Source organism: Nocardiopsis xinjiangensis YIM 90004 (assembly GCF_000341145.1).
Lineage (GTDB): Bacteria > Actinomycetota > Actinomycetes > Streptosporangiales > Streptosporangiaceae > Nocardiopsis > Nocardiopsis xinjiangensis.
On the sequence record NZ_ANBE01000003.1, the window covers coordinates 57,511 to 71,297 of the forward strand.

Sequence of the window (13,787 nt, forward strand, 5' to 3'; positions counted from 1 at the left end):
CACCAGGGAGCATGCGGTGTATGCCTTCCGTCACGCCGACCGGTACCGCACCAACAGGTGTCCGTGAGCGAACGGGGCCGCGCAGAAGGCGTTCCCGGCGGGCGGTGACGGCCGACGGGGTGGAGGAGAACCCACCGAACAGGCCATAGCGTGGGAACGATGACCGAGAACCCGACCGCCGAGGGATCCGCCCCCGAGCCGTCCGCCGACCGCTCGGATGCGCCCCGGCGCAGGCCGCCGACGTTCACGGGCTGGTTGCGCAGCCGCTCCGACGAGGAACTCACCGCGTTGCTGAGCGCGCGCCCGGACCTGACCCGCCCGGTGCCCTCCGACATCGGCGCCCTCGCCGGCCGCGCCACCACCCGCAACGCCGTCCTGCGGGTGCTGGAACGCCTGGACCGGTTCACCCTGGCCGTCCTGGAGGCCGTCGTGGCCCTGGGTGACGACCGGATGTCCGAACCCGTGGGTGTGACCGCCGCCGAGCTCGCCGGAGCTCTGCGCCTGACCCCGGCGGCCGGCCCCGGACCGGGCCCGGCCGCCGCCCGTCACCCGTCCTCCGGGGACACCTCCGGCGGAACGGGCGGCTTGGACCGCGCCCTCGGGGAACTGCTCCGCCTCGCCCTGGTCTGGCCGGACCGCGACCGTATACGTCCCGTCCAGGTGCTCCGCGAACTCCTCCCCCACCCCGCACAGCTCGGCCCGCCCTCGCGTCCTCTGCTGGCGGCCCTGCCACACGCCTCCGTCCAGCGCCTGACCGACGAACTCGCGCCCGGCAGCACCGCGTCCACCCCGGTGGAGAGCCTCGCCATGCTGCTGTCGGACCCCGCACGGGTCGCGGAACTCCTCGACCAGGTGGGTGAACGCGCACACCGCCTGCTGGAGGGGATGGCCTGGGGCCCGCCCAACGGCACCGTCACCGACGCCCGCCGCGCAGTCGATCTGGCCACCGCGGGTTCGCCCGTGGAGAGCCTCATGGCGCGGGCGCTGCTGCTCCCCACCGGCGACGACACCCTCACCCTGCCGCGCGAGGTCGGTCTGCACCTGCGGGAGGGCGCACTCTTCCGGGAGCTCTCGGCCGAACCGCCGGCGTTCGAGGGCCGGGAGCGCTCCGCCGGAACGGTCTCGCGTACCGCCGCCGGGCAAGCCTTCACGGCGCTGCGGGCGGTCGAGGAACTGCTGGAGCACTGGGCCCAGGACCCGCCCGGTGTGCTGCGCAACGGCGGCCTGGGCGTACGCGACCTGCGGCGGGCCGCACAGACGATGGAGGTCGACGAGTCCGAGGCCGCGCTCCTGGTGGAGACCGCGCAAGCCGCCGGCCTGGTGGGCACCGACGACCGCCTGGCCGGGGAGTGGCTGCCCACCCGCGAGTACGACCTGTGGCGGCAGAGCCCCCCGGAGAAGCGGTGGCTGCGGCTGGCCCTGGCCTGGATCGGCACCGACCGGGTGGCTTCCCTGACCGGGTCCAGGGACTCCGGCGGAAGGGTCCGGAACGCGCTGGGCCCGGGGATGGCCCGGCCGGGTGCGCCCCAGGCCCGCCGGGACCTGCTCAACACGCTGGCCGAGGCCGAGCCCGGATTGGTTCCCTCCGACGTGTCCCTGGCCGAACGGATGGCCTGGCGCCACCCGCGCCGGGAGTCGTCGGTGCACACCGAGCTCGTGGAGGCCGCACGGACCGAGGCCTCGGTGCTCGGCCTGACCGCGTTCGGGGCCTTGGCCGGGCACACCCGTCCGCTGCTGGCCGGAGACCCCGACGGTGCGGCCCGAGAGCTCGCCGGGGAGCTGCCCCAACCCCTGGACCACATCCTCGTGCAGGGCGACATGACCGCCGTGGCCCCCGGGCCGCTCGTAGCCGGCCTCGCCCGTGAACTCGCCCTGGTCGCCGAGGTGGAGTCCACCGGCGGAGCCACCGTCTACCGGTTCACCGAGGACTCGATCCGCCGGGGGCTGGACGCCGGACGGGGCGTCGCCGACATCACCGACCTGCTGGAACGCCACTCACGGACCCCGCTGCCCCAGGCCCTGCGGTACTTGGTCTCGGACGTGGGACGGCGGCACGGCCGGCTTCGGGCCGGGACCGCGTCCAGTTACCTGCGCTGCGACGAGCCCTCCCTGTTGGAGGAGCTGCTCAACGACCGGCGCGCGGACGGGCTCGGGCTGATCCGGCTCGCACCCACCGTCGTGGCGAGCCGGGAGAACCGGGCGACGCTGGTGGAACGGTTGCGGCAGCTGGGGTACCACCCGGTCCCGGAGAGTGGTGACGGGGCGATGAACCTGGACCGTCCGGAGGTGCGGCGGGCGGACCCGGTGGAGTTCCCCGAGGCACCCGACCGGGAGGCCTCCGCGGAGGCGATCCACGCGACCGTGCGAGCGCTGCGGGCCGGGGACGAGGCGTCCACGATCGCGCGCCGTCCGGTGCCGTTGCCCACGGACGGGCCTCCGGGCTCACGGGCCGCCGCGGTCATGGCGGCGCTCTCGGACGCGGCACGGGACGAGCGCCGGGTCTGGATCGGATACACGGACACCGACGGGCGCCAGGTGAGCCGGATCGTGCACCCGACGTCGGTCGACGGCGGGTTCGTCACCGCCTACGACGCGACGCGGGGCGCCGTGCACCGGTTCGCGGTGCACCGGATCTCGGCGGTGGCGGAGCTCGCCGACCCCGGCACCTGACCCGCTGCCGGGGTGCCTGAGATGCCCGTGTGGCCGGGTTCCCACGGTTGGCACGCCGTACAGTGACTCACGCGTGCTCCTCTCCGGCGGGGCACGCCAGGTCGAGCCTCACCGTGCGAGAGAGACCCCGATGAGCAACCCACCGCTGCCCCCAGGGGCATCGTCCCCCCGCGACCCCGGCGACGACCGGGACCGAGGTCCCCGTCCTGCGCCCGGCGGAGCACCGCCCCCGGAACGTACCGGTGCCCCCGCGCCCGGGCCACGACCCGAGCAACCCCGGGAAACCCCTCAGGCAGCGCAACGTGACCGGGTCCGGGAAGATCCTTCCGAGCCACGGCAGGGACCCCGGCACGAGCCGCGGCGCGAGCAGCGCCAGGAACCCCGGCGTGCGCCCGAACGCGAACCGGAGCAGCAGGAGCAGGACCGCGACCGCGGGTCCGACCGCGATTCCTCGAGCAGCTCCGGTGCGCCCCTGGCCGGGGGCGGGGCCAGCAGCGCCACCACCGCGATGATCCTGCACGCCATCACGGTCCTGTGCTGTTTCAACTGGCTGTTCGGCGTCGCCGGCATCGTCTTCGCGGTCCGGGCCGGTCATGCGCGTGACCGCAGCATGCCGGTCAAGGCCGAGACCCTGACCCGCTACTCCTGGTACTGCCTGGGTGCGGCAGGGGTCATGGTCTTCGTGATGTTCGTGCTGACGTTCGTGGCCTTCACCCAGACGGGTTCCTGGCTCCAGGAGATCACCGGCCTCGTACCGTACTGATCCGGGCCGACCGGCGCGCCCGGGTCACGAACCCTTGCCGTCGCACCTGCGTCCCACCATGGAGAATGGGTATCGCGACAGTACGTGACAAAGAGGAGGAAGCGGATACCGGTGAACAGCAGAGGCCCACGGGATTTCTGGGAGCGGGACCCCAACCCGGTCCTGCGCCCGTCCGAAGGCCTGCACGAGACCGGACCGCCGTCCCCGCAGAGCTTCCAGGACCCTTCACCGGCCCCGGGTCCCTCCAGCGGCCCGGGCCCTCACGGTGGAGCGCCTCCCACTCCGGGGTCCTCCGCGAGCGCACACATGGCCCCGGCCGCGCCCCACGCTGCACACCCGGCCCCGGGTGCCACGGAACTCCCACCGGGCAGCCCTCCGCCGTCAGGCCCGCCGCCACGGGTGGGCGGTGCGGTCGCGGCACTGGTCGTGGCCTTTTTGACCTGGACGGTCCCGTTGCTCGGCCTCACCATGGGACTCTGGTTCTACGTACTGGTGGCCAACGTTCCCGGTGTCGCCTTCGCAGTGACCGCGCTGACGAAGATCCCGAACACCTCCGAGGTCGAGCGGTTCATCCGCTACACCTGGGCGTGCAACTTCGCCTACATCGCGCTGTCGGTGATCTTCGCCGTCCCACTCGCCGTGCTGTTCATCATGATGATGCTGTTCGGCGGCTGAATCCGCCTGTGCACGGCGCCGTCCCCCGACCGTTCCATGGAGCCCCGATGTCCGACCCCCATCCCCACTACGGCGCCCAGCAGCCTCCGTACGGACCTCCTCCGGGCGGGGTCCCGCCCTACGGTCCGCAGCCGCCCCACGGCGGCGCGTACTACCCGGGCCACGGCCCGCCGCCGACTCCATACCCCTATACCTACGTTCGGCCCGAGCACCAGCCGCCGGCGGGCAGCACGATCACCGCGCTGGTCATCAGCGTCCTGCTGGTCCCCATGTGCATGGGCAACATCACCCCGCTCATCGGCACGGTCATGGCAGGGATCGCCCTGTCGGAGCGCAGCCGCGACCCGGATCGGCACGGCAAGTTCCGCCGCTACGCCTGGATCTCCAACGGGATCCACCTCGGCATCTTCGCCGTCCTCGCCGGGCTCATCACCACCGCGATCGTCCTCGACGTCTGACGGCCGGGCCCGCCGTGCACGGCACAGGAGTGTGCCCCACCGCTCCCGGCCGGCGGGCATGATCGGAGCAGCACAGGTGTTGCACGTGGGGTCCTCCCCACATGCCGTCGACGAGAGTGAAGGTCCCGTGTGTCCTGCCTGATCGTCCAGTCCGACAAAACCCTCCTCCTCGAGGTCGACCACGAGTCGGCCGCCGAATGCCGCCGCGCCATCGCTCCCTTCGCCGAGCTCGAGCGTGCACCCGAACACGTGCACACCTACCGGATCACCCCGTTGGCCCTGTGGAACGCGCGCGCCGCCGGGCACGACGCGGAGCAGGCCGTGGACGCGCTCATGGGCTTCTCGCGGTTCCCGGTGCCCCAGGGCCTCCTGGTGGACATCTCCGAGACCATGGACCGCTACGGCCGCCTCACCCTCGACGGCGACCCCGCCCACGGCCTGGTACTGCGCTCCAGCGACCGGGCCGTCCTGGAAGAGGTCGTGCGCGCCAAGAAGCTCAGGGGCATGCTGGGCGAGCGCATCGACGACGACACCGTCGCCGTGCACCCCAGTGAGCGCGGAAACCTCAAGCAGGCCCTGCTCAAGATCGGTTGGCCGGCCGAGGACCTCGCCGGGTACGTCGACGGCGAGGCCCACGAGATCGACCTGGCCGAGGACGGCTGGGAGCTGCGCCCCTACCAGCGCGAGGCCGCCGAGAGCTTCCAGGCCGGGGGCTCGGGGGTGGTCGTGCTGCCGTGCGGCGCGGGCAAGACCATCGTGGGCGCCGCAGCGATGGCGATGACCGGGGCCACGACGCTGATCCTGGTCACCAACACCATCTCGGTGCACCAGTGGAAGGCCGAGCTGTTGCGCCGCACCTCCCTCACCGAGGACGAGATCGGCGAGTACTCGGGCAGCCGCAAGGAGATCCGCCCCGTCACCATCGCCACGTACCAGGTCATGGCGGCCCGCAAGAAGGGTGTCCACACGCACCTGGAGCTGTTCGAGGCACGGGACTGGGGCCTGGTCGTCTACGACGAGGTGCACCTGCTGCCCGCCCCGATCTTCCGGATGACTGCGGACCTGCAGGCACGCCGGCGGCTCGGGCTGACCGCCACCCTGGTGCGCGAGGACGGCCGCGAGGGTGACGTGTTCTCCCTCATCGGCCCCAAGCGCTTCGACGCCCCGTGGAAGGACATGGAGAACCAGGGGTGGATCGCCCCGGCCGACTGTGTCGAGGTGCGGGTCGACCTGTCCGACGCCGAGCGCATGGCCTACGCGACCGCCGAACCCGAGGACCGCTACCGGTTCTGTGCCTCCACCGACGCCAAGAACCGGGTCGTGGACGCCCTCGTGGAACGCCATGCGGAGGAGCAGGTCCTGGTCATCGGTTCCTTCATCGACCAGTTGGACGAGCTCGGTGAGACCCTGGGCGCGCCGGTGATCAAGGGCGATACGCGCAACAAGGAACGGGAACGGCTCTACGACGCGTTCCGGTCCGGTGAGCTGCGGACCCTCGTGGTGTCCAAGGTCGCGAACTTCTCCATCGACCTCCCCGAGGCCGGGGTGGCGGTACAGGTGTCGGGCTCGTTCGGGTCGCGCCAGGAGGAGGCCCAGCGCTTGGGCCGGGTGCTGCGCCCGAAGGCCGACGGAGGCAGCGCGCGGTTCTACGCCGTCGTCGCCCGCGACACCCTGGACCAGGACTACGCGGCCCACCGGCAGCGGTTCCTGGCCGAGCAGGGGTACGCGTACCAGATCACGGACGCGGCCGAGCTGCTGGCCTGAGCGGGTTCCGGTTCCCCTCGAAGCGGCCGAACCCCTGTGACAGCGGGGTTCGGGGTTGTGGCGAGGGTTCGCGAGGCAGGACAATGCCAGCCATCGAGAACCCGCCCCGCGTCTGAGAGGACCCATGCCGGACACCCCCATCGACACGTCCGTCGCTCACACCGCCCGGGTCTGGAACTACTGGCTCGGAGGTAAAGACAATTATCCGCCCGACCGCGAGGTGGGCGACCGGCTCCGGGAACTGTTCCCCCAGGTCGTCGAAGCCGCCCTCGGTGACCGGGCGTTCCTGCGCCGCAGCGTCACGCACCTGGTGGAGCAGGAGGGCGTACGCCAGTTCCTGGACATCGGTGCAGGCCTGCCCACCGCCGACAACACCCACGAAGTGGCCCAAGGATTGGCCCGGGACAGCCGTGTGGTCTACGTCGACAACGACCCGCTGGTGCTGGCGCACGCGCGTGCGCTGCTGACCGGGACCGGTGAAGGACGCACCGCGTTCGTCGATTCCGACCTGCGCGACACCGAGTCGGTCCTGGCGGAGGCGCGCGGGGTCCTGGACTTCCAGCAGCCGGTCGCGCTGATGCTCATGGGCATCATGGGGCACTTCCCCGACCTGGAGGAGGCGCTGGGACTGGTGCACGCCTACGTGGACGCGCTGCCGGCGGGGAGTTTCGTCGGGGTGTGCGACGGGGTGCTGTCGGACGCGGCGGAACTGGACCCCGAGGAGATCGCGGAGTTCACGAAGATCTGGGAGGACGGGGTGACCCTGCCCTACGTGCCGCGTTCGGTGGAGGACTTCACGCGGTTCTTCGAAGGCCTGGAGCTGATCGACCCGGGTGTGGTCTCGGTGACCAAGTGGCGTCCGGAAGCGGTGGAGGTCGGCGAGGTACGCGATCTGCCCCAGTACTGCGGGCTGGCGCGCAAGCGGTGAGCCGTGCCGGGCCGGCCCCGGACCGGTGTCCGGGGTGGGTGCCGGAGGTTTTCGGGGTCAGACCGACGGCAGGACACCCACGACGTAGGTTCCCGCCGCGATGCCCCACGCGATGAGCGAGTAGGTGAGCGTGCGGGAGCGCAGGAGCCGGTCGCCGCGGACCGAAGGGGCTGTGAAGGCGGTCACCAGGAGGGCGAGGCCGAGCAGCGCGGGAATCACCGAGGCCAGCGCGAAGATCTGGGTCTGGGCGGCGCACGAGGCGTAACCGGAGCTCCCGGGATCACCACAGAACACGTCGTCCCCCGATCGGTTCGTTCGGCGTGGAGTGTACTCCCCGACCGTACCTTTTCGGCGAGGCTCCATCGTCGGCGGAGACGGCCGTATCCCGCTTGTCCGAGTTCCTCCCCGACAGATCTTTACACATGTGCCGCTCGTGTCCAAGCATGAGGGTCGGTTCACCTGCCCCCGGAGGCCTTCCCATGGTCGGCACCCGGCAACGCACCCGTTTCCACTCGCTGCGAGAGGGCGGCCTGAACTGGGAAACCCCGCCGCTACGGCTCTTCACCAAGGGCGACAAGCGCGGACGGGACCCCGCCGGCATCGACCCGGCCCAGGACGCCGAGGCCTGGCACGGACTCGACGAGGAGTCGCGCACACGCGTCCTGCGGCTGTGTTCCCTGTTCGTCGCCGGGGAAGAGGCCGTGGCCGAGCAGGACCGCGCCCACTGCGGCGACGGTCATGAGGGTGCCGACACCGATCCTGCCCCGGGCCGGGCGCCGCAGGGTGGAGGGGACGAAGGTCCACCCGGCCACGGCCAACGCGCCGGTCTGCCCGAGCAGCACACCCCACTCGGGGCCGCCGGCCCAGCCGGTCCCGTACCCGGCGGCCCAGAGCACGGCCGCGACAGCTGCGAACCGGATCTCGCCCACGTGCCACAGGCGGGCGGGTCCGCTCTCCTCCTCAGTGCGGTCGTCGGTGCCGTCCCCGCACCCGCAGGCCTCACTCACCGTCGCCTCCCGTCGCCGGCCGCCCCGGAGTCGATCCCGTAGTTGGGGCAGGGCTGCACGGCCTGCCCGGTGACCTCCAGGAGGGTCTCGACGCCCCTCCGGCATGCCGAAGGCACCGTCCGCTAGACGGAGTCGGGCACCCGCTCCCGCCAGTTCCCATCCCGACGGGACAGCAGGATCGCCACGAGCACCCCGAACACGAACGGGCCCGCCAGAGCGAGCACGAATCCGCCCTCGTCCCCTCGCACCTGGAACAACTGACCGCCGAGCACCGCTTGTGCGGTCACCTGGAACACCACGTGGAAACCGATGCAGGTCCACACGTTGCCGGTGACCACACGCAGGCACCCGATGACGATCCCTATGGAGAAGAACAGGACGACCCGTTCACCGAGGACCTCCCACCCGGTGGAGAGCACCCAGAGGGTGGCCCCGAACAGTGCGAACAGCGCCGCCTGCGCCACCACCGCGAGCCAGGCCGCCATGGCGGTGTTGAGGTTGCGGAACAAGTAGCCGCGGAAGATCAGCTCCTCCGGCAACGCCTCGTACAACAGCACCAGCACGGCCAGCAGCACCAGGTGTCCCGCCAGTTCCGGGACGGCCGCGCGCGGTACGAGTTCGACCCAGCCGAGCGCGAGCGCGGCCCCGAGCCCCGCGAACCCCGGGATCCCCCACGAGAGTGCCCCCACCAGGAAGGGCCACCACCCCTCACGGAACCCGGTCAGGCGCAACCCGTCCCACGGCCTCCGGTCCAGGTACCGGCGGACCGCCCAGAGCACCGGGACCACCGCCGCCGTCACGAACACGGCGGTGGCCCAACGGGCGGCGCCGAACTGCGAGTCCTCGGGGAACGGTTCACGGACCAGGGGCAGGAGGGCGTACCAGATCACCATGGCAGCGGCCATCACGACGACCACTCGCCAGAGCAGGCCGACACGGGGCTCTTCGATCGGACCGGGGGGCACATCCGCGCCGCGGACGGGGTCATCGCTCATACCGGCATTCTCATCGCCGGGCACGCTCCCCACCATGGGGAATCACCCTGGTTCCGTCCCGGTGCGGCCCCTGAGACGGCGGGACCGGAGCCCCTCCGAGGGGCGCATCGCCCTGCGGCAAAAACCGGTGGCCGGTCGGGGCGGCCCACGGCTAATGTCCGGTGACTGTGCGCCGACTACCCGAACCGGTGGGGACCCCGCCGGACACCCGTTCCCCCGACCGTTTCCTCCTCTGGGGCGCCGGCCGGCAGTGGACCACCCTCCTGAGCACCTCCACCGTCAACGGCCTCTACACCCTGTGCGGGGTCCTGAGCGCCACCGCGCTCGGCGCCGCCCTCGACTCCGGTCTCGCCGGCGGTGACACGGGGGCGCTGCTGCTGTGGTCCGGTGTGCTCGCCGCGTGCGCCCTCGCCTCGGCAGTCATCGTGTTCGCCGCCGAACGCACCGCGACCTACAGCTGGGTCCGCGGCGCCTACCGCACCATCGCCGTGGTCATCGACCGCTCCGTCGACCTCGGCCCGACCCTGACCCGGCGATTGCCCGGCGGTGAGGTCGTGGCGATCGGCACCGACGACATCAACCGCATCGGCGACCTGTACGAGAACGCGTCACTGCTACCCGGAGCGCTCGTGTCGATCGGCGCGATCGCCGGTCTGACCCTGTACACACACCCGGCCTTCGGAACGGTGCTGATCGTCGGGGTCCCGCTCATCGTCCTCGCGGTCGCGCCGATGCTGCGTCCGCTCTCCCGCCGCCAGGACCACCAGCGCGACCGGCAGGCCGAGCTCGCCACCCGGGCCAACGACCTGGTCGCCGGGCTGCGTGTGCTGCGGGGCGTGGGCGGCGAGGACACCATCGGCGCCCGGTACCGCCAGGAATCGGGCCGGGTGCGCGACGCCGGGATGCGGGTGGGGTGGATGGACGCCGCGCTCCGCGCCGCCCAGGCCCTCTACCCGGGCCTGCTGCTCGTGGGCATCGTCTGGTACGGGGCGCGCTTGGCCCTGAACGGCGAACTCACCGCCGGGCAACTCGTCGCCTTCTACGGGTACACGGGGCTGCTGGGGCAGCAGGTGCGCTGGTTGACCGCCGTGGCCACCCTCTACATCGGTGCGCGGGTGGCCGCCTCCCGGGTGGTGCGGGTGCTGAACCTGTCCCACGACCATCCCGACCCCGAACACCCGGCCGTACCCCCGGAAGGCCCGCTCGGCCTGCACGACCGGCTCACCGGTGTCACCGCCCACGCCGGGCAGATCACCGGCATCGTGTGCCCCGACCCCGCCGAGGCCACCGCGCTCGCCGAACGCCTCGGGCGCTACCGCGACGGCACCCCTGCGGAGACCGCGGAACTGGTCGAGCACCACACCGGGCGAACCGTGCCCCTCACCGATCTCCCGTTGCGGGACTTGCGGGGCAAGGTCCTGGTCTCCGACAACGACGCCTACCTGTTCTCCGGGCGTCTGCGCGACGAACTCTCACCCGAGGGCGGCCTGCCCGAGGAGGAACTGGCCGAGGCGGTGCGGGTCGCCCACGCCGACGACGTCGTCGGCCGGTCCGCGTCAGGACTGGACACGGTGCTCACCGCCCGCGCCCGCGAGTACTCCGGCGGCCAGCAGCAGCGCCTGCGCCTGGCCCGCGCGCTGGCCGCCGGCCCCGAGGTGCTGGTCCTGGTGGAACCGGCCTCGGCGGTGGACGCACACTCCGAGGCCGCCGTCGCCCACAGGTTGCCGGCCGCCCGTAGCGGCCGCACCACCGTCCTGGTCACGACGAGCCCGCTGCTGCTGGGCCGCACCGACCGTGTCCACCTGGTCTCCGGCGAGCGGGTGGTCGCCGAGGGCACACACCAGGACCTGTTGGCGACCGTCCCCGACTACACCCGCACCGTCCTGCGCACCGCGAGCGAGGAACCATGACCCACGCCGACCTGCCCGCCACGGATCGCGCGACCGGCCTGCCGAAACCGGACCCCGCGGCTCTGCCGGTCTCCTCCACTCGGGAGGTGTGGACACGCCTGGCCCGGGCCGGACGGGAGTACCGCGGCATCCTGGTGTGGGTCGTGGTGCTGCACGCCCTGGCCGCGCTGAGCGCGCTCGCCGCCCCGTGGACGCTCGGCTTCATCGTCGATGCCGTGCGGGAGGGGCGCGGCGCCGGCAGCGTCGACACCATGGCCGCACTCGTCGTGGCGGCGTTCCTGGCCAACGCGGCCCTGACGCTGGTGTCGGTGGCCCTGTCGATCCGGTTCGGCGAAGGGGTGCTGGCGCAGCTGCGGGAGGAGTTCATCGGTGCGGTGTTGCGTCTGCCGTTGGGGACGGTGGAACGGGCCGGCTCCGGTGACCTGCTCTCGCGCACCGGCCGCGACATCGGCAACCTCAACCACATGGTGCGCTTCTCCCTGCCGCACATGGTCGTGAGCGCGGTGACGGTCGCAGTGATCCTGGCGGCGCTGGCGGTACTGCACCCTGCGCTGCTGGCGGCGTGGGTACCGGGTCTCGTGCTGCTGTCGGTGTCGGCCCGCTGGTACGCCCGGCGTGCCCCGGACGGTTACATCCGCGAGCTGGCCACCTACTCGGACCTGACCCAGGGTGTGGCCGACACCGTCGAGGGCGCGCACACCGTGGAGGCGTTGGGCCGCCAGGACCGGCGGCGCGCGGAGAACGGCCGGCAGGTGCACCGGGCCTTCCTCGCCGAGCGGTACACGCTGTGGCTGCGGACGGTGTGGTTCCCGCAGCTGGAGGTCGTCTACCAGCTGCCCACGGCGACGACCTTCCTCGCGGCCGGGCTGCTGTACACGAACGACGCGCTCACCCTCGGCCAGGTCGCGACGGCGACGTTCTTCTCCGTGCAGTTGGCGCGCCCCGTCGAGCAGCTCGTGGACCAGATCGACAACATGATGGTCGGTTTCGTGAGCATGCGGCGCCTGTTGGGTGTGGGGCACGCCCAGGAGGACGTGCGGGGCACGGGGGCCCGGCCGGTGTCCGGCGGCCGGGGCGTGGAGTTGTCGGACGTGCGTTTCGGCTACACCGGCACCGAGGTCCTGCACGGCGTGGACCTGGCGGTGCGTCCCGGTGAACGCCTGGCGATGGTGGGCCCCAGCGGATCGGGCAAATCGACGTTGGGCAAGCTCGTCGCCGGGATCCACGTGCCCTCCTCGGGCCGGGTCCGTGTGGACGGCGCGGACCTGGCGTCGTTGTCACCGCAGCAGCGGCGTGCGCACGTGATCCTGTTGAGCCAGGAGAGCCATCTGTTCCGCGGCACGATCGCGGAGAACCTGACCCTGGCCGCGGAGACCGGGGACGAGGCCGACCTGTGGAACGCGCTGGAGGCGGTCGGCGCGGCGGACTGGGTGCGTTCCCTGCCCGAGGGCCTGCTCACCCCGGTGGGCTCGGGGCACGCGACCCCCGACCCTGCGCGTGTGCAGCAACTCGCGCTGGCGCGGGTGGTGCTGGCCGACCCCGCGGTGCTGGTGTTGGACGAGGCGACGTCGTCGATGGACCCGCGCTCCGCCCGCCACCTGGAACGTTCCCTGTCGGGGGTACTGGCCGGGCGTACGGTCCTGATGATCGCGCACCGGCTGCACACGGCGCACGACGCCGACCGGGTCGCGGTGGTCGAGGGCGGCATGGTCCGCGAGCTCGGTACCCACGGGGAGTTGTTGTCCCGCGGCGGCTCCTACGCCGACCTGTGGCACGCCTGGCACGGCGACTGAGGCCGCTGCCGGACGCACGAAACCGGGCGGCCCCGTGAGGGACCCGCCCGGTCGTCGGCGCTGCTCCCCGACAGGCTCAGGCCGAGGGCCACTGGTCGGGCCTGGGAAAACGCGAGGTGTCGAGGTCCACGTCGAACGGCTCGGGGAGAGTGATCTTCTCACCGAAGGAGACCGTGGTGGCCTGGTTGTAACGCCCGTTGCCCGGCTGTTCGTGGAGGGTCACCGAGGGCCCGGTCTCGTCCCATGCGTCGATGATCAGGTAGAGCGGGACGGGAGCATGGGCATAACCCCACAGTTTCTTCTTTCGGTCGGTGTCCTTGCTGCTGCGGGAAACGATCTCGACGGCGAGTTCGGCCTCGTCCCCGGGGCACGGAGTTCTGTGGGGGTCCAGCACCACCGCTTCCGGCATGACCACCAGGTCGGGCATGTAGAGCCGCTCGATCTTGGGCACCTGGATCCCGAGCGTCTGGTACACGTCCCAGTCCTCTGGAAGGACCTTGTTCAAGGTGCGTGTCACACGCACCGCGATGTAGTTGTGCGGGTCAGAGGGGGGCGCCACCAGTACGACTCCGTCATCGTCCACGATCTCGGCCCGCCAACCGTCGGGCACGTCCAGCTCTCGCCAGGTGCCGAGAAGGTGGTCCCACCGCGACATCCCCGCTGTTGGGGCGGTTTCCGTCATCACCAGACTCATCTCGCCTCGCACCTCCGGACGGAAGCGTAGCGCTGTCCGCATCCGCCCACCCGACACTTCGCAGAATAACTCCGGAGTTCTGTTACGGACAGCGCCGCGCACCGCTCCGCCCCGGACACACGAAACCGGG

General features: G+C 71.8%; 12 protein-coding genes. 8 read left to right on the plus strand and 4 right to left on the minus strand.

From position 1 onward, the window contains the following. Positions 1-159: 159 nt before the first annotated feature. The 6 genes from D473_RS0100690 (at position 160) to D473_RS0100715 (ending at position 7,258) form a co-directional block, all read left to right on the plus strand. On the plus strand, positions 160-2,670 hold the full coding sequence (locus tag D473_RS0100690) for a helicase-associated domain-containing protein (protein WP_017607168.1): 2,511 nt from the start codon (positions 160-162) through the stop codon (positions 2,668-2,670). Between the two features lie 130 nt (positions 2,671-2,800). Continuing rightward, entirely contained in the window at positions 2,801-3,433 is a 633-nt protein-coding gene (locus D473_RS28600) for a hypothetical protein (RefSeq protein ID WP_026126473.1), read from the plus strand. A gap of 399 nt (positions 3,434-3,832) precedes the next feature. Further along, on the plus strand, positions 3,833-4,108 hold the full coding sequence (locus tag D473_RS0100700; RefSeq protein WP_017607169.1) for a hypothetical protein: 276 nt from the start codon (positions 3,833-3,835) through the stop codon (positions 4,106-4,108). A 47-nt stretch (positions 4,109-4,155) separates the two neighbouring features. Beyond that, on the plus strand, positions 4,156-4,566 hold the full coding sequence (locus D473_RS27910; protein WP_017607170.1) for a hypothetical protein: 411 nt from the start codon (positions 4,156-4,158) through the stop codon (positions 4,564-4,566). 129 nt (positions 4,567-4,695) lie between these two features. After that, positions 4,696-6,330 (plus strand): DNA repair helicase XPB, encoded by a 1,635-nt coding sequence (locus D473_RS0100710; protein ID WP_017607171.1) that lies wholly within the window; start codon positions 4,696-4,698, stop codon positions 6,328-6,330. A 124-nt stretch (positions 6,331-6,454) separates the two neighbouring features. After that, entirely contained in the window at positions 6,455-7,258 is an 804-nt protein-coding gene (locus D473_RS0100715) for an SAM-dependent methyltransferase (protein ID WP_017607172.1), read from the plus strand. A 57-nt stretch (positions 7,259-7,315) separates the two neighbouring features. Here the strand turns inward: D473_RS0100715 and D473_RS0100720 are convergent, their stop codons facing one another. The 3 genes from D473_RS0100720 to D473_RS0100730 form a co-directional block, all read right to left on the minus strand. Next, the gene (locus D473_RS0100720) at positions 7,316-7,552 is read right to left on the minus strand and encodes a hypothetical protein (RefSeq protein ID WP_017607173.1); all 237 of its coding nucleotides are present in this window, start codon (positions 7,550-7,552) and stop codon (positions 7,316-7,318) included. A 257-nt stretch (positions 7,553-7,809) separates the two neighbouring features. Beyond that, the gene (locus tag D473_RS28605) at positions 7,810-8,265 is read right to left on the minus strand and encodes a hypothetical protein (protein WP_017607174.1); all 456 of its coding nucleotides are present in this window, start codon (positions 8,263-8,265) and stop codon (positions 7,810-7,812) included. A gap of 122 nt (positions 8,266-8,387) precedes the next feature. Beyond that, positions 8,388-9,260: a CPBP family intramembrane glutamic endopeptidase gene (locus tag D473_RS0100730; protein ID WP_017607175.1), complete on the minus strand. Its 873-nt coding sequence runs from the start codon at positions 9,258-9,260 to the stop codon at positions 8,388-8,390. 167 nt (positions 9,261-9,427) lie between these two features. Between D473_RS0100730 and D473_RS0100735 the strand changes: the two genes are divergently transcribed. Together D473_RS0100735 and D473_RS0100740 are read left to right on the plus strand one after the other, a co-directional pair. Further along, positions 9,428-11,170, plus strand: a complete 1,743-nt coding sequence (locus tag D473_RS0100735) for an ABC transporter transmembrane domain-containing protein (protein WP_026126474.1) — start codon at positions 9,428-9,430, stop codon at positions 11,168-11,170. After that, positions 11,167-12,963, plus strand: a complete 1,797-nt coding sequence (locus D473_RS0100740) for an ABC transporter ATP-binding protein (RefSeq protein WP_017607177.1) — start codon at positions 11,167-11,169, stop codon at positions 12,961-12,963. Before D473_RS0100735 ends, D473_RS0100740 begins: the two co-directional genes overlap by 4 nt. A gap of 76 nt (positions 12,964-13,039) precedes the next feature. Here the strand turns inward: D473_RS0100740 and D473_RS0100745 are convergent, their stop codons facing one another. After that, on the minus strand, positions 13,040-13,645 hold the full coding sequence (locus D473_RS0100745; RefSeq protein WP_033352433.1) for a Uma2 family endonuclease: 606 nt from the start codon (positions 13,643-13,645) through the stop codon (positions 13,040-13,042). Between the last annotated feature and the right edge of the window lie 142 nt (positions 13,646-13,787).

What these genes read in the sequence shown, in the direction of transcription:
- D473_RS0100730 (WP_017607175.1), bottom strand. Translation starts at nt 9,260, where the DNA reads ATGAGCGATGACCCCGTCCGCGGCGCGGATGTGCCCCCCGGTCCGATC.
- D473_RS28600 (WP_026126473.1), top strand. Translation starts at nt 2,801, where the DNA reads ATGAGCAACCCACCGCTGCCCCCAGGGGCATCGTCCCCCCGCGACCCC.
- D473_RS0100745 (WP_033352433.1), bottom strand. Translation starts at nt 13,645, where the DNA reads ATGACGGAAACCGCCCCAACAGCGGGGATGTCGCGGTGGGACCACCTT.
- D473_RS27910 (WP_017607170.1), top strand. Translation starts at nt 4,156, where the DNA reads ATGTCCGACCCCCATCCCCACTACGGCGCCCAGCAGCCTCCGTACGGA.
- D473_RS0100740 (WP_017607177.1), top strand. Translation starts at nt 11,167, where the DNA reads ATGACCCACGCCGACCTGCCCGCCACGGATCGCGCGACCGGCCTGCCG.
- D473_RS0100690 (WP_017607168.1), top strand. Translation starts at nt 160, where the DNA reads ATGACCGAGAACCCGACCGCCGAGGGATCCGCCCCCGAGCCGTCCGCC.
- D473_RS0100715 (WP_017607172.1), top strand. Translation starts at nt 6,455, where the DNA reads ATGCCGGACACCCCCATCGACACGTCCGTCGCTCACACCGCCCGGGTC.